Annotated in this window: 16 protein-coding genes; 8 read left to right on the top strand and 8 right to left on the bottom strand. The window is 74.7% G+C overall.

Features of this window, described 5'->3' with window-relative positions; all coding sequences use genetic code 11:
- Window position 1: 1 nt before the first annotated feature.
- Together hrpB and ACIRS1_RS31505 are read right to left on the bottom strand one after the other, a co-directional pair.
- Window positions 2-2530: an ATP-dependent helicase HrpB gene (gene hrpB, locus ACIRS1_RS31500; RefSeq protein ID WP_402845573.1), complete on the bottom strand. Its 2529-nt coding sequence runs from the start codon at window positions 2528-2530 to the stop codon at window positions 2-4.
- Window positions 2531-2536: 6 nt separating this feature from the next.
- Entirely contained in the window at window positions 2537-3391 is an 855-nt protein-coding gene (locus tag ACIRS1_RS31505) for a class I SAM-dependent methyltransferase (RefSeq protein ID WP_402845574.1), read from the bottom strand.
- Window positions 3392-3806: 415 nt separating this feature from the next.
- On the opposite strand from ACIRS1_RS31505, the gene rpsA reads away from it, so the two are divergent.
- Together rpsA and ACIRS1_RS31515 are read left to right on the top strand one after the other, a co-directional pair.
- On the top strand, window positions 3807-5297 hold the full coding sequence (rpsA, locus tag ACIRS1_RS31510; RefSeq protein ID WP_360212406.1) for a 30S ribosomal protein S1: 1491 nt from the start codon (window positions 3807-3809) through the stop codon (window positions 5295-5297).
- 233 nt (window positions 5298-5530) lie between these two features.
- A complete protein-coding gene (locus ACIRS1_RS31515; protein WP_402845576.1) occupies window positions 5531-7849 on the top strand; it encodes an MMPL family transporter in 2319 nt (772 codons plus the stop codon).
- Between the two features lie 46 nt (window positions 7850-7895).
- Here the strand turns inward: ACIRS1_RS31515 and ACIRS1_RS31520 are convergent, their stop codons facing one another.
- The gene (locus tag ACIRS1_RS31520) at window positions 7896-8357 is read right to left on the bottom strand and encodes a MarR family winged helix-turn-helix transcriptional regulator (protein ID WP_402845578.1); all 462 of its coding nucleotides are present in this window, start codon (window positions 8355-8357) and stop codon (window positions 7896-7898) included.
- A gap of 62 nt (window positions 8358-8419) precedes the next feature.
- On the opposite strand from ACIRS1_RS31520, the gene ACIRS1_RS31525 reads away from it, so the two are divergent.
- The 3 genes from ACIRS1_RS31525 (at window position 8420) to ACIRS1_RS31535 (ending at window position 10456) form a co-directional block, all read left to right on the top strand.
- Window positions 8420-9064, top strand: a complete 645-nt coding sequence (locus ACIRS1_RS31525; protein WP_402845580.1) for an MBL fold metallo-hydrolase — start codon at window positions 8420-8422, stop codon at window positions 9062-9064.
- A 32-nt stretch (window positions 9065-9096) separates the two neighbouring features.
- Window positions 9097-9696 carry a dephospho-CoA kinase gene (coaE, locus tag ACIRS1_RS31530; protein ID WP_387898588.1) on the top strand — a complete coding sequence of 200 codons (600 nt, stop codon included), beginning with the start codon at window positions 9097-9099 and terminating at the stop codon, window positions 9694-9696.
- A gap of 253 nt (window positions 9697-9949) precedes the next feature.
- The gene (locus ACIRS1_RS31535) at window positions 9950-10456 is read left to right on the top strand and encodes a GNAT family N-acetyltransferase (protein WP_402845621.1); all 507 of its coding nucleotides are present in this window, start codon (window positions 9950-9952) and stop codon (window positions 10454-10456) included.
- A 136-nt stretch (window positions 10457-10592) separates the two neighbouring features.
- Here the strand turns inward: ACIRS1_RS31535 and ACIRS1_RS31540 are convergent, their stop codons facing one another.
- Window positions 10593-11318 carry a glutamine amidotransferase-related protein gene (locus tag ACIRS1_RS31540; protein WP_360212394.1) on the bottom strand — a complete coding sequence of 242 codons (726 nt, stop codon included), beginning with the start codon at window positions 11316-11318 and terminating at the stop codon, window positions 10593-10595.
- Window positions 11319-11396: 78 nt separating this feature from the next.
- Between ACIRS1_RS31540 and ACIRS1_RS31545 the strand changes: the two genes are divergently transcribed.
- On the top strand, window positions 11397-12278 hold the full coding sequence (locus ACIRS1_RS31545) for a LysR family transcriptional regulator (protein ID WP_402845582.1): 882 nt from the start codon (window positions 11397-11399) through the stop codon (window positions 12276-12278).
- A gap of 176 nt (window positions 12279-12454) precedes the next feature.
- Window positions 12455-13009, top strand: a complete 555-nt coding sequence (locus ACIRS1_RS31550) for a hypothetical protein (RefSeq protein WP_360212392.1) — start codon at window positions 12455-12457, stop codon at window positions 13007-13009.
- Window positions 13010-13162: 153 nt separating this feature from the next.
- Here the strand turns inward: ACIRS1_RS31550 and ACIRS1_RS31555 are convergent, their stop codons facing one another.
- From ACIRS1_RS31555 to ACIRS1_RS31570, 4 genes are all read right to left on the bottom strand, one after another.
- Window positions 13163-13966 carry a hypothetical protein gene (locus ACIRS1_RS31555; RefSeq protein ID WP_402845583.1) on the bottom strand — a complete coding sequence of 268 codons (804 nt, stop codon included), beginning with the start codon at window positions 13964-13966 and terminating at the stop codon, window positions 13163-13165.
- Between the two features lie 554 nt (window positions 13967-14520).
- Window positions 14521-15780, bottom strand: a complete 1260-nt coding sequence (locus ACIRS1_RS31560) for an alpha/beta hydrolase (RefSeq protein WP_402845584.1) — start codon at window positions 15778-15780, stop codon at window positions 14521-14523.
- On the bottom strand, window positions 15777-16553 hold the full coding sequence (locus ACIRS1_RS31565) for a class I SAM-dependent methyltransferase (RefSeq protein ID WP_402845585.1): 777 nt from the start codon (window positions 16551-16553) through the stop codon (window positions 15777-15779). Before ACIRS1_RS31565 ends, ACIRS1_RS31560 begins: the two co-directional genes overlap by 4 nt.
- 332 nt (window positions 16554-16885) lie before the next feature.
- On the bottom strand, window positions 16886-17317 hold the full coding sequence (locus ACIRS1_RS31570; RefSeq protein WP_402845586.1) for an SRPBCC family protein: 432 nt from the start codon (window positions 17315-17317) through the stop codon (window positions 16886-16888).
- Window positions 17318-17461: 144 nt separating this feature from the next.
- On the opposite strand from ACIRS1_RS31570, the gene ACIRS1_RS31575 reads away from it, so the two are divergent.
- Window positions 17462-17983: a GNAT family N-acetyltransferase gene (locus tag ACIRS1_RS31575; RefSeq protein ID WP_402845587.1), complete on the top strand. Its 522-nt coding sequence runs from the start codon at window positions 17462-17464 to the stop codon at window positions 17981-17983.
- The last annotated feature ends 1 nt before the right edge of the window (window position 17984 follow it).

The raw sequence follows: 17984 nt of genomic DNA on the forward strand, positions 1-17984 counted from the left end.
GTCACTTCCTCGGGTTGGTGCGCTTGGTGGGTTCCGCGGTGGTCGGGTCCTCGGGCCAGGGGTGGCGGGGGTAGCGGCCCCTGAGGTCCGCTCTGACGGCTTGGTAGCCGTTGCGCCAGAAGCCCTCCAGATCGCCGGTGACCGCTGCCGGGCGGCCGGCGGGGGAGAGCAGCTGCACGGTGAGCGGTACGCGGCCGCCGGCGAGAGCCGGGGCCGCCTTCCAGCCGAACAGTTCCTGCAACTTGACGGCCAGCACGGGGCGTTCGGTGCTGTAGTCGACCCGTATCTTCGACCCGGACGGCACGGTGATGCGTTCGGGGGCCAGCTCGTCCAGCCGCCCGGCCTGTCCGCTCGCCCAGGGGAGCAGGCGCTGGAGGGCTGCCGTCGTGTCGATCCTCGCGAGGTCTGCGCGGCGCCGGGCGCGGGAGAGCTCGGGTTCCAGCCACTCTTCGGCGCGTTCCAGAAGTGGGGCGTCGGAGACGTCGGGCCAGGGGTCGCCGAGCGCCGTGTGGAGGAAGGCGAGGCGTTCCCGGAGGTTGGACGGGAAGGTCAGGAGGGCGCTGACGCCTTCGCGGGTGAGGCCTTCGAGGACGGCGGCGCGGACGAGGGAGGAGTCAGGCCGGGCCAGCGGCTTCTCGGTGAGTTCGATGGCGCCGAGGGACTCCACCCGGCGGGAGACGACTTCACCTCGCCGGGTGTCCCAGTGGACCTCCTCGCGGGAGCCGAGCAGGGCCGCCCCGGCGAGGACGGCGGTGGACTCGTCCAGGGCCGCCGCGTGCAGCACCCGCGCCGAGTGCGACCCGGCCGGGCGGTCGGCGACCGCGACGGCGAGCCAGGGCAGGGTGCCGAGCCGGGTGTCGCGGGCGAGTTCGGCGGCCGTCCCCGACGCCATCAGGTACGGGCTGCGCTCGCCGGGTGCGGGCCGTTCGACCCGCGCCCTGGCGATCCGCTCCGGGAACGCCAGGGCGACGACGAGCCCGACGGCGGTCGCGTCGTCGAGCGCGGTGGCGGGCTCGTCGTCGGCCGCCCGCTGCAGCCGGCGGACTTCGTCGCGCCAGCGCCCGGCGTAGGGGTCGCGCGCCGAGCGCACCGCCCGCCAGACCGCCCCGAGGTCGTCCCCGAGCGCCCGCGGCGGTTCCTCCGACAGCAGGGCGACGACTTCGGCCGCCCGGCGGGCGCCCACGGCGGGGGCTCCGTCGACGAGTGCCCGCCCCAGCCGGGGGTGCAGCCCGGTGCGGGCGAGCCGGACGCCGCGCTTCGTCGCCCGGCCGTCGGCGGAGACGGCGCCGAGGGCCTGCAGCGTCTCCCGGGCGGCAGCCATCGCTCCGGCGGGCGGGGTGTCGGGCAGGGCGAGCCCGGTGGCGTCCGGGTCGCCCCAGCAGGCGGCCTGGAGCGCGAACGACGTCAGGTCGGCGAGGGCGATCTCGGGTGTCGGGAACCGTGCGGCGCGGGCGTCCTCCGCCTCGTGCCAGCACCGGTAGACCGTGCCCGGGGCCTCGCGCCCCGCACGCCCCGCCCGCTGGCGGGCCGCCGCGAGCGAGGCACGGACGGTGACCAGGGCGGCCAGCCCCCGGGCGTGGTCGGTGCGCGGTTCGCGGGCGAGCCCGGCGTCGACCACGACCCGGACGCCGGGCACGGTGAGGGAGGACTCGGCGACGGCGGTGGCGAGCACCACCCGCCGGGAATCGGAAGGCGTCAGCGCCGCGTCCTGCACGTCCTGCGGCGCGCGCCCGTGCAGGTGCAGCACCTCGGCGCCGACGGAGCCCAACTGCCCGGCGACGCGGGCGATCTCGCCGACGCCGGGCAGGAAGCAGAGCACGTCGCCCTCCCGCTCGACCAGCGCCCGCCGCACGACGGCCGCGACGTGGTCGAGCAGTGCGAAGTCCACCCGGGTGCCGTGCGCGGGCCGGACGGCGCGCGGTGGCGGAGCCCAGACCACGTCCACCGGATGGGAGACGCCGTGCGCCTCCACCACCGGGGCGCCGCCGAGCAGCTCGGCCCAGGCCTCGGTGTCGGAGGTGGCCGAGGCGCAGACCACTCCCAGGTCGGGCCGCAGCGCCGCCCGGACGTCGAGCAGGAAGGCGAGCGCGGTGTCGGCGTCCAGGTGCCGTTCGTGGCACTCGTCCAGCACGACCACGTCCACGCCGGGCAGTTCCTGGTCGCGCTGGAGGCGCTGCAGGAGCACGCCGGTGGTGACCACCTCGACGACGGTGTCCGGCCCGACCCGGCGCTCGCCGCGCACGGTGTAGCCGACCTCGCGGCCCACGGACGAGCCGAGCAGCCAGGCCATCCGGCGGGCGGCGGCCCGGACGGCGAGCCGGCGCGGTTCGGCGACCAGGACGCGCCGGACGGGCCGGCCGTCGGAGAGCAGCCCGGCCAGGGCGAGCGGCACCAGCGTGGTCTTGCCGGTGCCGGGCGGCGCGGCGAGCACGGCGGTGCCGGTGCCGTCGAGTGCCTCGTGCAGGGCGGGCAGGGCGGTGCGGACCGGGAGGTCGCGCCAGGCGGCCCCCGCCGATCGGTCGGGCAGCAAGCCGGCTCAGCCCCGCTCGGTCACGAAGACCGCGGTGCCGGGGATCAGCCGGCCGCGCAGCGGGGACCAGCCGCCCCACTCCTGCTCCAGGCCGGCCGGCCACTCGGGCTCGACCAGGTCGACCAGCCGGAAGCCGGCGGCGACGAGTTCGCGGACCCGGTCGCCGAGGGTGCGGTGGTGCTCGACGTAGGTGGCGCGGCCCTGCTCGTCCTCCTCCACGTACGGGGTCCGGTCGAAGTAGGAGGCCACCGCGGTGAGGCCCTCGACGCCGGGCTCGTCGGGGAAGGCCCAGCGGATCGGGTGGGTCACCGAGAACACCCAGCGGCCGCCGGGGCGCAGCACGCGGTGCACCTCGCGCATCAGGGCGGCGGTGTCGGCGCTGAACGGGACGGCGCCGTAGGCGGAGCAGGCGAGGTCGAAGGAGGCGTCGGCGAAGGGGAGCACGGCGGCGTCGGCCTGGACGACCGCGACGGGGGCGGTGCCGCGGCCGAGGTCGATGCGGCGGGAGTGCTGGAGCTGGCGGTGGGAGATGTCCAGGGCGACGGGGCGGGCGCCGCGGCCGGCGAGCCAGCGGGAGCACTGGGCGGCGCCGGCGCCGAGTTCGAGGACGTCCTTGCCGGCGACCTCGCCGAGCAGCCGGGCGTCGGCCTCGTCGAGGCCCTCGGGGCACCAGGTGAAGCGGTCGTCGCCGAGGAACTCGCCGTGCTCGTCCTGGTACTCGTCGGCGTTGCGGTCCCACCAGTGCCGGCTGGCCCGGCTGCTCTCCCCGCTGCCGGCCTCGCGCCGTACCGCGTCGTCGCCGTCGGCGTCAAGATCGTGGAGCTCGGACTGGGGGGTGGTGGCCACGGTGATAATGCCCATCGCGTAGGGTGTGGGTGCGGAAGCGCCGCTGCCGCGACCGGGCCCGTCAGGGTCCGGATCCTGGCGGTGGCATCCGGGGAAGGGCTCCCTGCGGGCGCCACCGTGAGGTGCGCAATCGGAGGATATGGCCTGATCCGTACCGGGCTCCACCGTCTTGCCGTTCTTGGCGTTGACCGTGCCTGGCCGTCCCCGTATGCTACAAGTTGCGCTGCGGGCCTGCGCGCCTCGGACGGAGCAGGTCGCGCTCGCATTCTGTCGAAGACCCCCACGGTCGCAAGACGGACGCCGGTTCTCGCCTATGGCGGGAAGTCCGGTGGGCCGCGTCTTGGGCTGTCCGGGTGTTCGGTGGGAGCGATACGGGCCCTCCGCGTGGCATTACCTACGACTTCATGTCCGTACCGGAGCCCTTTTCCTAATGACGAGCCCCACCGACTCCTCCATCAGCACCACCCCGCAGGTCGCGGTCAACGACATCGGCGACGCCGAGGCGTTCCTCGCCGCCATCGACGAGACCATCAAGTACTTCAACGATGGCGACATCGTCGAGGGCGTCATCGTGAAGGTCGACCGTGACGAGGTGCTCCTCGACATCGGTTACAAGACCGAGGGCGTCATCCCGTCCCGCGAGCTCTCGATCAAGCACGACGTCGACCCCCACGAGGTCGTCGCCGTCGGTGACAACATCGAGGCCCTGGTTCTCCAGAAGGAGGACAAGGAGGGTCGTCTCATCCTGTCCAAGAAGCGCGCTCAGTACGAGCGTGCCTGGGGCACGATCGAGAAGATCAAGGAAGAGGACGGCATCGTCACCGGTACCGTCATCGAGGTCGTCAAGGGTGGTCTCATCCTCGACATCGGCCTCCGCGGCTTCCTCCCGGCCTCGCTCGTCGAGATGCGTCGCGTCCGCGACCTCCAGCCCTACGTGGGCAAGGAGCTCGAGGCCAAGATCATCGAGCTGGACAAGAACCGCAACAACGTGGTCCTGTCCCGCCGTGCCTGGCTGGAGCAGACCCAGAGCGAGGTCCGCCAGACCTTCCTCACCACCCTGCAGAAGGGCCAGGTGCGCTCCGGCGTCGTCTCCTCGATCGTCAACTTCGGTGCCTTCGTGGACCTGGGTGGCGTCGACGGCCTGGTGCACGTCTCCGAGCTGTCCTGGAAGCACATCGACCACCCGTCCGAGGTCGTCGAGGTCGGCCAGGAGGTCACCGTCGAGGTTCTCGACGTGGACATGGACCGCGAGCGCGTCTCCCTGTCGCTGAAGGCGACCCAGGAGGACCCGTGGCAGCAGTTCGCCCGTACGCACCAGATCGGTCAGGTCGTCCCGGGTAAGGTCACCAAGCTGGTTCCGTTCGGTGCGTTCGTCCGCGTGGACGAGGGCATCGAGGGTCTGGTCCACATCTCCGAGCTGGCCGAGCGCCACGTGGAGATCCCGGAGCAGGTCGTCCAGGTCGGCGACGAGATCTTCGTCAAGGTCATCGACATCGACCTCGAGCGCCGCCGCATCAGCCTGTCGCTGAAGCAGGCCAACGAGGCCCTGGGTGCCAACCCGGCCGAGGTCGAGTTCGACCCGACCCTGTACGGCATGGCCGCCTCGTACGACGACCAGGGCAACTACATCTACCCGGAGGGCTTCGACCCCGAGGCGAACGACTGGCTGCCCGGCTTCGAGAAGCAGCGCGAGGAGTGGGAGCGCCAGTACGCCGAGGCGCAGTCCCGCTTCGAGCAGCACCAGGCCCAGGTCATCAAGAGCCGTGAGGCCGACGCGGAGGCCGCTGCCGAGGGTGGCGACGCCGTCGCCGCCGCCGCCGGTGGCTCCTACTCGTCCTCCAGCGACGAGGGCTCGGGCGCCCTGGCCTCGGACGAGGCCCTGGCCGCCCTGCGCGAGAAGCTGGCCGGCGGCCAGAGCTGAAGCTCTGATCCGCTGCCAGTCCCTGGCGCGTAGTTGAACGGTGGGCCCCACCCGGAGAGATCCGGGTGGGGCCCATTGTTTTTCCCGTTCACTTATTTGTCCCTTATCTCATGGATTTTTGTGATAAGGGGCTCATGGGGTGGCTATGGGTGTTTCCGGGGTGAGCACCTACCTTGGGAGGAGTTGCCCGATGGGTCGCTCACCCGGCCCCGCACGCTAGGCACCCCCTGCACATGCGCCGTAGCACCGCAGTGACTCCTCCCCCCGCGACGTCCGCCGACCACCAGGTCCGCGGGCGCCTCGCCGCCCTCGGCCGGTTCTGCTTCCGGCACCGGCGGTGGGTCCTCGGTTTCTGGGCCGTCATCCTGGTCATAGGGGTGCTGATCGGCGGGCGGGTCTTCGAGGGCTCGGTGGCCGGGGCCTCCTCCGCCACCGCCGAGGGCGACCGCGGCAACGCGGTGGTCGCCGCGGCCGATCCGGCCAAGGGCACCGTCACCGCCGTCGTGGACGGCAAACCGGTCGACGATCCGGGGGTGCGGGCGGCCGTCGAGAAGGCGACCGCCGAGATCACCGCGCTGCCCGGCGTCTCCTCCGCGCTCGACGCCTACGGCACCGGCCCGGCCCCGGCGGCGCTGCGCTCCGCCGACGGCACCGCGAGCCTGGTCTCCGTACGGATGGCCGACACCAGCACCTCCGCGCAGACCGACGCCGTGACCCAGCGGCTCGCGGCGCTCGACGGTGAGACCGGCGCCCACGTCACGGTCGGCGGGGACCTGGTGCTGCAGGACGAGGTCAAGACGCAGACCGAGAAGGACACCCGCTTCGGCGAGATGGTGACCCTCCCGCTCACCCTGGTCGTGATGGTGCTGGTCTTCGGCGGCCTCGCGGCGGCCTCGCTGCCGGTGATCGGCGCGGTCGCCTCGGTGGGCGGTGCCCTGCTGGCCATGTTCGGCTTCAGCAAGATCATGGACATCGACACCAGCGTGCTGCCGATCGCCACGGTGCTGGGGCTCGGGCTCTCCATCGACTACGCGCTGCTCATGGTGAATCGTTTCCGCGAGGAACGGGGCCACGGCGCCGGCATCGCCGCCGCCGTCGAACGCACCGCCGCCACCGCCGGACGCACCGTCGCCTTCTCCGGGCTCACCGTCGCCGTCGCGCTCTCCGGCCTGTTCGTCTTCACCAGCCCGGTGCTGGGGGCGGTCGCCGCGGCCGGGGTGAGCGTGGTGGTGATCGCCGTCGCGGCCGCACTGACCCTCGTCCCCGCACTGCTCGGCTTCGCCGGCTCACGGATCAAGACGCCCGCCGCACCCGTCCCGGACGAGGGCTTCTTCAGCCGGACCGTCCGCCGGGTCCGCAAGCGCGCGGTGCTCGTCGCCCTCGCCTGCGTCGCGGTGCTGATGGCCGCCGGCGCGCCCTTCCTGCACGCCGACATGCGCAACTCCGGCGCCGCCGTACTGCCCGCCTCCTCGGCCGGCCGGCAGGTCGCCGACACCGTCGACCAGCGGTTCCCGCAGGCCTCCGCCGCGCCGATCACCGTCGTCGTCGAGGGCGGCGCCACCGTCGCCCAGGCCTACGCGGACGACGTCGTCGCCAAGCTGCCCGGGGTGAGCGGGGTACGGGCGGTGACCCCGGTGAGCGACTCCGTCTCCACCGTCGACGTGCTCGTGCACGGCGACCCGCAGGGCGGCGAGGCCAAGAAGGTCGTCCAGGAGCTGCGGGACCACCGCGGCGGGCTGAAGACCTACGTCACCGGCGGTGCGGCCTCCGTGGTCGACTTCAAGAACGAGCTGATGTCGCGCGGCCCCTGGGCCCTCGGCCTGGTCGCGGCGGGCACGCTGGTGCTGCTGTTCCTGATGACCGGCTCGGTGGTCATGCCGGTCAAGGCGCTGCTGATGAACCTGCTCTCGCTGGGCGCCTCGCTCGGCGCGCTCACCCTGGTGTTCCAGGACGGCTACTTCAGCGGACTGCTCGGCTTCAGCCCCACCGGCGGCCTGGAGACCTTCATCCCGGTGCTGGTCTTCGCCTTCGCGTTCGGGCTCTCGATGGACTACGAGGTGTTCCTGCTCGCCCGGATCAAGGAGCTGCGGGACAAGGGGTACGGCTGCGCCGAGTCGGTGGAGCTGGGCGTCCAGCGCAGCGGCCGGATCATCACCTCGGCCGCCCTGCTGATGGTCATCGTCTTCGCGGGCTTCGCGCTCGGGGACATGCTCATGGTGAAGCAGATGGGCATCGCCCTGGCCGTCGCCGTCGCGGTGGACGCCACCCTGGTGCGCTGTCTGCTGGTGCCCGCCGCGATGAGCCTGTTCGGCGAGTTCAACTGGTGGGCGCCCGCACCGCTGCGCCGACTGCACCGGCGCTTCGGGCTGAGCGAACACGTCGACCTGCCGGACATCGCGCCGGCGACCCTTCCGGCGCAGCGCCCGGCCGCGGCGCAGTCGCCGGTGGATCGGGAGCGGGCGGATCGGGAGCGGGCGGATCGGGAGCCGGCGGACGGGAAGCCGGTGGAGCTCGTGGAGCGCGTGGAGCTGGCGGGGGCCGTCAAGCCCTGACCGGGCCCCGGCGGGTGCCCGCCGGCGGTCGGCGCGGCCGGTGCGGTCAGTGCAGACGGGCGAGGAGGCCGACGGCGGCGCGCAGCCGGTCGCGCTCCTCGGGGGTGAGCCGGGCCTCGATGGCGGCGGCGATCCGGGCCTCGCGGCGGGCGCGCTGGTCCAGCAGGGCGGCCCGGCCGGGCCCGGTGACGGCGACCAGCAGTTTGCGGCCGTCGGTGGGGTGCGGCTGCTGGGTGACCAGGCCGGCATCGGTGAGCAGGGCGACGGTGCGGGCCATCGACTGGTGGCGCACGCGCTGGCGGGCGGCGAGTTCGGCGACGGTGTAGGAGCGCTCGTCGCGGACCAGCAGGCCGAGGACGCCGGCCTGGTTCTGCGGCAGGGCGTCGTCCGGGCGCAGGGAGCGGACCAGCTCGCCGACGGCGGTGCGCAGGTCGGCGGCGAGTTCGAGGGTCTCGGGTGCCGGGGCCGCGGGGACGGGGGCGTCGGGGGCTGGGGCGGGGGTGTCCATGGGAGAAGCCTATCGAAGAAGTGTGCAGCAAAACTGTGCAGCCTTGCTGTATTCTTTGGTGCATGAAGATCACCAAGTTCGGACACGCCTGCGTACGCCTGGAGCACGACGGCACCACCGTCCTCGTCGACCCGGGGGCGTTCAGCGACCCCGCCGCCCTGGCCGGGGCCGACGCCGTGCTGATCACCCACGAACACATGGACCACTTCGAGGAGTCCCGGCTGCGGGTCGCACTGGAGGCCGACCCGACGCTGCGGGTGTGGACCAACGCCGCGGTGGCCGCCCAGCTGGAGGGCGTGCGGAGCAGGGTCTCGGTGGTCGGCGAGGGCGACGCCTTCGAGGTCGGCGGCATCGGGGTGAGCGTGCACGGCGAGTGGCACGCCGTGATCCACCCGGACATCCCCCGGGTGAAGAACATCGGCTTCCTGTTCGACGGCCGGCTCTTCCACCCCGGCGACGCCTTCACCGTGCCGCCGCACGCCGTGGACACCCTGCTGCTGCCGCTCGCGGCGCCGTGGAGCAAGGCCTCCGAGGTGATCGACTACGTCCGGGAGGCCGGCCCGCGCCGCGCGGTGCCGGTGCACGACGCGACGCTCAGTCCGATCGGCCACGCGGTGCAGACCCGGCTGCTCGGGCCGGACGGGCCGGGGGTCGCCGGCGCCGAACTGCGCGTCCTCGGGGAGGGCGAGAGCCTGGACCTCGGCTGACGGCGGCAGCCGGGCGCCGGTAGCCTGGCGCCATGCTGAAGATCGGACTGACGGGTGGCATCGGGGCGGGCAAGAGCGAGGTGTCCCGGCTGTTCGCCGCCCGCGGCGCGGTGATCGTGGACTCCGACGTGATCGCCCGCGAGGTGGTCGCGCCGGGGACGGCCGGACTGGCCGCCGTGGTGGCCGAGTTCGGGCCCGAGGTGCTGCGGCCCGACGGCGCGCTGGACCGCCCGGCCCTCGGGGCGGTCGTCTTCGCCGACCCGGACCGGCTGCGCGCGCTGAACGCCGTCGTCCACCCGCTGGTGCGCGCCCGCTCCGCCGAACTGGAGGCCGCCGCCGCCCCGGACGCGGTGGTGGTGCACGACGTGCCGCTGCTCGCCGAGAACGGGCTGGCGCCGCTGTACGACCTGGTCGTGGTGGTCGACGCCGCGGACGAGGTGCGCGTCGGGCGGCTGGTGGAGCTGCGGGGGATGACCGAGGAGGAGGCCCGGGCCCGGATGGCGGCGCAGGCCTCGCGGGCGGACCGGCTGGCGATCGCCGACGTGGTGATCGACAACGGCGGGCCGCTGGACGCCCTGGAGGCCCGGGTCGAGGAGGTCTGGGCGGAGCTGGCCGCGCGCGCCGCGGCCTGAGCCTCCGGCCGGGGGCGCGAAGGTCGGGAGCGTAGCGGCCAGGGGCGTAGTGGCCGGGGGCTCAGTGGCCGGGAACAGCCTGGAACTCGCCCTTCCGGGACGGGATCATGGACGGATGGATGATCGTTTCTCCCCCGGGCCGCCGACTTCCGCGCCGCCGACTTCCGCGCCCTCGTCACCCGTGCTGCCGTCGCCTGCCTCCTCGTCACCCGTGCCGTCGCCCGCCGCACCGGCGCTGCTCGCTCCGCCGGCCGTGGTGAGACTCCCGCAGTACGCCCGCGCCGACCAGGACGAGATCCTCGGCCCCGGCGACGACCCGTACGGCGTCGCCCACACCGGGCTGACCTTCCTGCCCAAGGACGTCCACTTCGGCATCCGGGCCGCCGACGGCCGGCTGATCGCCCACACCGGCCTGCTGCCGCTGCCGCTCACCGTGGGCGGCACCGACCTGGTCGTGATCGGCGTCGGCGGGGTCTGTGTGGCCCCCGACCGGCGCGGTGGCGGCCTGGCCGGCGTCGTCGTCGGGGCCGCCCTCGACCACGCCCGCGAGCTCGGCCACCGGCACGCCCTGCTGTTCTGCCGCCCGCCGCTGGCCGCCTTCTACCGCGGACTGGGATTCCGGGAGGTCGCCGAGGAGGTGACGGTGGAACAGCCCGGGGGGCGGCTGGCGGTGATGCCGCTGCGCACCATGTGGGCGCCGCTGGCGGCGGGTGCCGGATGGCCGGAGGGGCCGGTGCGGCTGCGCTCGCTGCCGATGTGACGCCGTGCCCGGGCCGCAGGGGAGCGCCCCCCGGCGCACCCGGCGGCCCGGCGGCCGTCCTGCGACGGCCGCGTCGTGTGCACCCTGCGGCGGTCCCGCAGTGGTGGTCCCGCCGTGACGGTCCACGCCTCAGCCGTCACACCGCGGCCGGCGCCCCCGCCGCGTGCGCGACGGCGGCCGCGGCCAGCGCCCGGATCATGGCGTGCGGCCGGCTGCCGTCGCCGGACAGCTCCGGCTGGAACAGCGAGGCCAGGAAGAACGGGTGGTCCGGCAGCTCCAGGACGCGCGTCTCGCCGCTGTCGTCCGCGCCGCTGAACAGCAGTCCGTGCGTCCGCAGCCGCTCCAGGTAGTCCGCGTTCAGGCCGTAGTTGCAGTGGTAGCGCTCCTGGGTGCGGGTGGTGCCGAGGACCCGCTCGGCGAGCGTGCCGGGGGTGATCGCGACGGCGCCCTCGTGCCCGACCAGGGAACAGGCGAGCGGGACGATGACCTGCTCGTCCCCCTGCGGGTGCTCCTCGCCGTGGACGACCCCGGCGAGGCCGCAGACGTTCTGCGCGAACTCCAGCACCGCGTGCTGGAAGCCGGCACAGGTGCCGAGGAACGGGATGCCGCGCTCGCGGGCCGTCCGGACGGCGGCCAGTGCGCCCGCCTCGCTGCGGTAGGGGCTGCCGGGGAGCAGCCAGATCGCGTCGAAGCCGGCCAGTGCGCCGGGTGCCGCGGCCTCCTCGGTCGGGATCCAGTAGGCGTCCAGGACGAGCCGGTCGCGTTCGGCGAGGGCGTCGAGCAGGCCGGGGACGCGGGCGTGCGAGCGGACGGCGGGGGAGCGGTCGCCGACGAGGGCGATCCGGGGGGTCAGGTACGTCATGCCGCTATCCTGGCGCCGCACCCGAGATCAGCGCCAACGATGATTTCTTACCCATCGATCAGAAGAGTTGATGCCGCCGTGGATCCGCAGCAGCTGCGCACCTTCGTCACCGTCGCCCGGCTCGGCTCCTTCTCGGAGGCGGCGCGCGCACTCGGCTACACGCAGTCCGCGGTCTCGCAGCAGATCGCCGCCCTGGAGGCCGACCTCGGGGCGGGCCTGCTCGACCGGCGTCCGGTCCGCCCCACCGGAGCCGGCCGGCGGCTGCTGGAGCACGCGGCGCCGCTGCTGATCCGGCTCGACGCGGCGCGCGCCGACGTCGCGCGCCTGGCCGGCGCCCCGAGCGCCCGGCTCGTGCTCGGAGCCACCCCGCTGGCGGTCGGGGCGGAGCTGGGGCGCGTGCTCGGTGAGGTGCGCCGGGCCCATCCGGGCGTCGACCTCGTCGTGCGGGTCCTCGCCCAGGACGTGCTGCCCGCCCGGGTCGCCACCGGCGAGGTCGATCTCGCCCTGGTCGACGGCCTGGCCGCGCCCAGCGACCCGCTGTCGCTGCCCGACGTCGGCCCGCTCGGCACCGTCGCCGTCGACGAGCGGCCCGTCGCCGTCGCCCTGCCGGCCGGGCACCCGCTGGCCGGCCGCGCCGGCGTCGCCCTCGCCGACCTCAGCGCCGCCCGCTGGCTGGACGCCCCCGACCTCACCCCCACCGCGGACCGGCTGCGCGCCGCGGCCGGCGTCGACGGCTTCCGGCCGGCCACCCGCTACCGGGGCACCGACGTGCACGGGCTGCTGGCCCTGGTCGCCACCGGGCACGGGCTCACCCTGCTGCCGGCCCCGGTCCTCGCCGGGGCGGCCGGCGTCGCCTCCGCGCCGATCGCCGCCCCGCGGCTGGTGCACCGCACCGAACTCGTCCACGGCAGCCTGCCGGAAGGGCCGGCGGCGCTGCTGGCGCGGCTGCTGGTCGGGTAGTGGGTGGGTGTGGACGCCGTGGACGCCGTGGGCGGGCGGGGGCCGCCGGGCCGCCGTTGTGGAGACGGACGCACCAGGCGTTCACGTCCCGGGCCTGACGGCGGTCGCCTCCGCGGTGCTGTCATGGGCGCATCCGCCCGGCGGGAGGCCGGGCCGGCCCAGGAGAGACCGCCCTCATGATGCTCCGTCAGCGCCTCACCGTCGTCGCCGCGTCGACCGCCCTCGCCGCCGCCGGGCTCGCCGCCGGCACCGCGCAGGCCGCCCCCGCGAAGGCGGCACCGGTCAAGACCCGCCCGCTCGCGGCGAGTTGTTCGCAGGCCTACCTGCCCCTGCCCGACCCGTCCTGCACCCCGGGCGCCTACAACCCGGACGTCACCCAGGCCACCATCGGCCGGACCATCTGCGTCTCCGGCTGGACCGCCACCGTCCGCCCGCCGACGAGCTACACCAACGCCCTGAAGACCCAGCAGATCGCCCAGTACGGCTTCTCGGACACCAACCCGTCCGACTACGAGGAGGACCACTTCGTCCCGCTCGAGCTCGGCGGCGCCCCGCGCGACCCGCGCAACCTGTGGCCCGAGCCGCGCTACGGCAGCCAGACGGCCACCGGCAAGGACGGCGTCGAGACGAAGCTCAAGAACGCGGTGTGCAACGGCCGGGTGACCCTCGCCGCGGCCCGCAGCGCGATCGCGAGCGACTGGACCACGGCGCTCGGGCGGCTGGGGCTGTGACCGGCTGAACGAGCGCCGCCCGGTCCGTCCGGTCCCCTGTGCCGGACGGGCCGGGCGGCCGTCTGTGGGTGGTGCTGGACTACGGGGACCGCTCGAACCCCCGGGGCTCCGGGTGCTCGCGGTGCTCCCGGAGCCCTGGGTGCGCCCCGGGCGTCACTGGTGCCCGTCGCACCCCGGCAGGGCCTCGCAGAGCGGCGCCGTCATGCCGGTGCCGACGTACCGGTCCTCGGGGGCCTTCCAGGCGTCCTTGGGCTGGGCGCCGCCCTTGGTGGTCGCCCAGACGGACAGCTCGCTGACGAAGCCGCCGTCGGTGACCACGTACTCGTGCAGCGTGGCGGTCGAGCCGTCCGGCTGAGGGACGGTCAGCATGGCGGCGAAGTACGGCGCGCCGTCCGCGCTCACGACCTTCACGGTGGCGCCGGGGGTGGTCCTGGCGCAGCCCTTGAGGGCGTCCACGAGGTGCGCGTCCGCCAGGTTGGTGAGCTGCTTGGTGCCGCTGCTGTGGGTCGGGTCCCCGTGGGAGAGCACGGTCTGCTGGGCCGTCCAGCGGTCGCCGCCGAACCCGACCGATGCCTTCGCGGCGACGCCGGTGAACAGCCCCTCGTCGTCCTTGGCGGGCACGGCGCGGCACAGCTCCATGCCCTTGAAGGCGACCGCGCCGGTCACCGGCTTGGCGTTGGCGGCCAGCGGCGCGTAGTGGTACGTCTCGTCCATCGGGACGCTCTTGGTGTCCATCCAGGCCGCGGCCGGGATGCCCTTGTCGGCGCCGCCGGCGGCGGGCTTGGTCGCGCCCGGGGTGGCCGCGCCGGTGGCGGCGGCGGAGGGTGCCGCGGAGGTGGGCGTGGGCGCGGCGGTCCGGCCCGCGTCCTGGCCGCTGGTGTCCGGTCCGCAGGCGCTGAGCGCTCCCAGGCAGACGAGTGCCGCCACGGCGGTGGCGGCCGGTCCGGTGCTACGCAACTGACGATTCCCCAAGTGTCCGGTGTGGTGGATCGGGGTCGGGCGCGCGGTGGGCGCGGGCCGCGTGTGCGCGGTGCCGGCCTTCCGTCCTCGCCGCCAGGCCGACCCGCGGTCGCGGGCACTCGGCATGGCTCTTCCTTCCCCCGTGGTTCCCGCCGTCCGGCCCCCTGGCTCCGCCGCGCACCTCTGGTCTGAGGGGCGGTCAGGGTCGGCTGTGTCGACGGCGGTCGAAACTTATGCCACCGGGCCGCCGGGAGCAAAGCGGGATTGCGGCGGGTGGCCCGCGGCCCCCGGCGGTTGCAGCGGGATGGTGGTGAACATGTGTGCGGGCGTGTCGGAAGCCATGGTCGCGCTGCGGTGGCCGAAATGGGCATGCCAGGCGGTGCGTTGACCGCCCGGACGGCGCCCCGGCGGGGATCCCCGCTGCCCGGGGCGGGTCCCCCGCGCCGTCCGGGCCATCGGCCGGGCGGCGGGCGGGTGGCCCGGCCGGGGGCGCCGGGCGGCTCCGGCACCAAGGCTTCCCCCAGGGCGGCGCCGCCGCCGTGGCACCGTGGTCAGGCGCGGGTGCCGGGGACGCCGAGCTGCTGGGCCAGCCAGGGCAGGGCCCGTGCGAAGGTCGCGGCGCCGGTCTGCCAGCTGTGTTTGCCGGAGCCGACGGCGGTGGTGGTGCGGATGCCGTCCTTGCGCGCCGCCGCGTCGAGGGCCCGGGCGGACTCGATCTGGGCGTGTTCCTCGTCGCCCTGCCCGAAGTAGCCGGAGACGCCCTGGTAGCGGGGGTGGTGGGCGAGGACGGTCAGCGGGTCGTGGGCCGCCCAGGCAGCGGTGTCGCCGCCGTACAGTTCCTGGACGGTGTGGTCCCGGTCCCCGATGTACGGCCCCCGGTCGCCCGAGAAGTCGCCGAAGTGCGTGAAGACGTCGGGGTGTTCGACCGTCAGGTCGACGGCGCAGGTGCCGCCCATCGACCAGCCGGCGACGCCCCACCTGTGCGGGTCGGTGGCGGCGTTGAAGGTCTTCTGGACGAACGGCGGGACGTCCTTGAGCAGGTGGCTCTCGGCCCTGCCGTGCGGGCCGTCCACGCACTCGGTGTCCACCCGGAACCCGCCGGTGGCGTCGACGAAGACCAGGATCGGGGCGAACCCGTTGTGGTGGGCGGCGAAGTCGTCCACGGTGCGCACCGCGTTGCCGGAGCGGACCCAGTTGTCGGGGGCCGCGAACTCGCCGCCGATCATCTCCAGCACCGGCAGCTTGGGCCGGTTCTGGCTGCGGAACCACGCGGGCGGCAGGTAGACCAGCTCCTGGCGGTGGGCGAAGCCGCTCGCCGTGTCCGGGATGTCGACCTGGACGATCCGGCCGGTCGTGGTCCTGCCGTGGATCGAGCCGAGCTCGGCGAGCGTGACCTGCTGCGGCAGCGGCTGCCCGGTCAGTTCGCCGACGGCGTCCTGGAGGGTCGGATAGTAGCCGGTGGCCGCGTTGACGCTGTTCGCGGCGCAGAACAGCGCCAGCAGCGCGGCCGGCGGCGCCAGCGCCCGCCGCCACCAGCGGGCGCCGCGCCAGCCGAAGCCGAGCACGCTGAGCGCCGCGACGGCCACGCCGCCCCACGGCCACACCCCGAACGGGACGGGGTCGGTGATGCCGGAGAGCGTGAGCACGCCGGCGGCCGCGAGCGCGGTGAGGGCCAGCGCCGCCCCCAGGGCGATCGGGCCCCGCCTCCGCCGCCAGGCCCGGTCCCGCCACCCCAGGGCGGCCAGGAACAGGGCGAGGGCCGCGGCCTGGACCGTCCACGGGAACCAGCCGCCGAGCAGGGAGACGTTCATCCGGCGGAGGCTAGGCGCGCAGGATGAGAAGCGGATGAAAGGCTGGTAGGACGCTGGAAGAGGGCTGTGAGGAGAACGGGGATGCCGAACAGCGGCGAGCCGGCCTCCTGGGCCGCCATCGGGCGGACCTCGAAGGCGGTGAAGTCGGCGAAGAGCGCCCGCAGTTCGTCCGCGGAGTAGGCCAGGCCGCCCTCCAGCCCGCCGAGGCGGTAGAGCTCCTCGTCGGGGCGCTCGGAGCCCATCGCGCCGGCCGCGAAGGCGGTGACGGCGAAGTGCCCGCCCGGGGCGAGGACGCGGTCGAGCAGGGCCAGGTAGCTGATCCTGCGGTGCGGCGGGAGGTGGTGCAGACAGCCCGAGTCGTAGACCAGGTCGTACCGGGCGTGCGGGAGTTCGACGTCGAAGATGCCGCCGCGGTGGAACCGCGGACGCCGCGCCGTGCCGGCGTCGGAGGCGCGCTCCTCGGCCCAGGCGATCGCGGTGGGCGAGAGGTCGACGGCGTCCACGTCGAAGCCGAGCGAGGCGAGGTGGATCGCGTTGCGGCCCGGCCCGCACCCGAGGTCCAGCGCCCGCCCCGGGGAGAGCAGGCCGCGGTCGAGGTAGGAGACCAGGTTCTCGTCCGGCTTGGGGACGAAGAACGGGCGGTCGGCGGAGCGGTCGGCGTAGAAGCCGTCCCACCAGGCGGTGGCCCCGTCCGTCCAGCGGTCGGCGGCCGGCGGGAAGAGCCGGTCGAGCAGGTCGAGAACGTCCTCGGTGGTGCGGATGCTGCGGTTCATGAGGTCGAGCGTAGTGATCGCGGACGGCCGCCGACAGGGGCGTCACCGCAGCTGGGAAGGGGTGTGGCGGGGGCTGCGGCAGGGGCTGGGCGGGGGTCGGCCGGGGGGCGCCGGGGCGGGGGCGGCGGGGCGGCGGCGAGGGTGTGGCGGCCCGTCAGGAGGCCTTTGCGAGCGGCCCCGGGAGGCGCTGTGGGGGCGCCCGGATCACGGTTGGGGCACGGACCGCGGGGCGGGCCCGCAGACCGCGCCGGGGCCGCGCCGGGGCCGTCGCGGCGGGTGCGGCGCGGGGCCGCGCGGGCGGCACGGTGCCCGCCGCCGCGGGCCGGCCGGCCTCAGCCGGCGAAGTGCTCGCGCAGGGCCGCCAAACCGGAGGTGAACACGCCGTGCACCCGGCCGGCGGCGGCCTCGCGGTGCTCGGGCGCCACGTCGTAGCGGGCCGTCCACTCGACGAAGCTGGCGCGGAGCTCGGTGATCTCGGTGACCCGCAGGGTGGCCCGGTAGCGGTCCAGTCCGAAGGTGCCGTCGGGGAAGCCGTAGGTGTAGCTGCGGGCCTCCTCGTCGTAGGCGAGCAGCGTCTCGCGCAGCATGACGCCGTCGAACCCGAAAACCCGGACCGACCCGATCGTGTTGCCGGTCAGCTCGTTGCCGAGCCGGCTCTCCGGCAGGTGCGGGTGCCAGCCGCCGAGGCCGTGGAAGTCCCGCACCAGGGCCCAGACCCGCTCCGCGGGGGCCTCCACCACCGTGCTGACCTTCGTTCCCGCCATGGGTGCCGCCGCCTTTCGTGCCGTTCGGACGGTAGCCATCCTCGGCCCGGCGGGCGGCGGACGCCAGCAGACGGGCCGGAAGGCTGCCGGCCTGACCCCGGCCGTTGTGGGAACCGCCTCGACCGGCGGCCCGTTGGGCTCCTCATGGACGATGAACGGATCTCCCTGGGCCCCGTCACCGAAGCCGAACTGCCCCTCTTCGAAGCGCTGCTGGCCGACCCGCAGGCGCTCGGCGAGTACCAGTGGTTCGGCTGGCGGGACCCGGGCCGCTTCCGGCGCCGCTGGCTGGAGAACGGCCTGCTCGGGGACGACCAGTCGGTGCTCGCGGTGCTGTCCGGCGGCGGGTTCGCCGGCTTCGTCGCCTGGCGGCGCAAGGGCTCGGTCGGCCTGGCGTCCTGCTGGAACATCGGGGCCCAGCTGCGGCCCGAGGCGCGCGGGCGCGGCATCGGCACCGAGGCCCAACGCCTGCTCGTGGACTACCTGTTCGCGCACACCCCGGTGATGCGGCTGGAGGCCGACACCGAGGACACCAACCTCGCCGAGCAGCGGGCGCTGGAGAAGTGCGGCTTCACCCGTGAGGGCGTCCGGCGCAGCGCGACGTTCCGGGACGGCGCCTGGCGGGACGTCGTCCGCTACAGCCTGCTGCGCACCGACCCCCGGCCCTGAG

The organism is Kitasatospora sp. NPDC101176, assembly GCF_044768035.1.
In the GTDB taxonomy this organism is placed as follows: Bacteria; Actinomycetota; Actinomycetes; order Streptomycetales; family Streptomycetaceae; genus Kitasatospora.

Excerpts from the sequence above, each read along its gene's own strand:
- ACIRS1_RS31505 (WP_402845574.1), bottom strand. The coding sequence starts at position 3,391 with ATGGGCATTATCACCGTGGCCACCACCCCCCAGTCCGAGCTCCACGAT.
- rpsA (WP_360212406.1), top strand. The coding sequence starts at position 3,807 with ATGACGAGCCCCACCGACTCCTCCATCAGCACCACCCCGCAGGTCGCG.
- ACIRS1_RS31515 (WP_402845576.1), top strand. The coding sequence starts at position 5,531 with ATGCGCCGTAGCACCGCAGTGACTCCTCCCCCCGCGACGTCCGCCGAC.
- ACIRS1_RS31520 (WP_402845578.1), bottom strand. The coding sequence starts at position 8,357 with ATGGACACCCCCGCCCCAGCCCCCGACGCCCCCGTCCCCGCGGCCCCG.
- ACIRS1_RS31525 (WP_402845580.1), top strand. The coding sequence starts at position 8,420 with ATGAAGATCACCAAGTTCGGACACGCCTGCGTACGCCTGGAGCACGAC.
- coaE (WP_387898588.1), top strand. The coding sequence starts at position 9,097 with ATGCTGAAGATCGGACTGACGGGTGGCATCGGGGCGGGCAAGAGCGAG.
- ACIRS1_RS31540 (WP_360212394.1), bottom strand. The coding sequence starts at position 11,318 with ATGACGTACCTGACCCCCCGGATCGCCCTCGTCGGCGACCGCTCCCCC.
- ACIRS1_RS31550 (WP_360212392.1), top strand. The coding sequence starts at position 12,455 with ATGATGCTCCGTCAGCGCCTCACCGTCGTCGCCGCGTCGACCGCCCTC.
- ACIRS1_RS31560 (WP_402845584.1), bottom strand. The coding sequence starts at position 15,780 with ATGAACGTCTCCCTGCTCGGCGGCTGGTTCCCGTGGACGGTCCAGGCC.
- ACIRS1_RS31565 (WP_402845585.1), bottom strand. The coding sequence starts at position 16,553 with ATGAACCGCAGCATCCGCACCACCGAGGACGTTCTCGACCTGCTCGAC.
- ACIRS1_RS31570 (WP_402845586.1), bottom strand. The coding sequence starts at position 17,317 with ATGGCGGGAACGAAGGTCAGCACGGTGGTGGAGGCCCCCGCGGAGCGG.
- ACIRS1_RS31575 (WP_402845587.1), top strand. The coding sequence starts at position 17,462 with ATGGACGATGAACGGATCTCCCTGGGCCCCGTCACCGAAGCCGAACTG.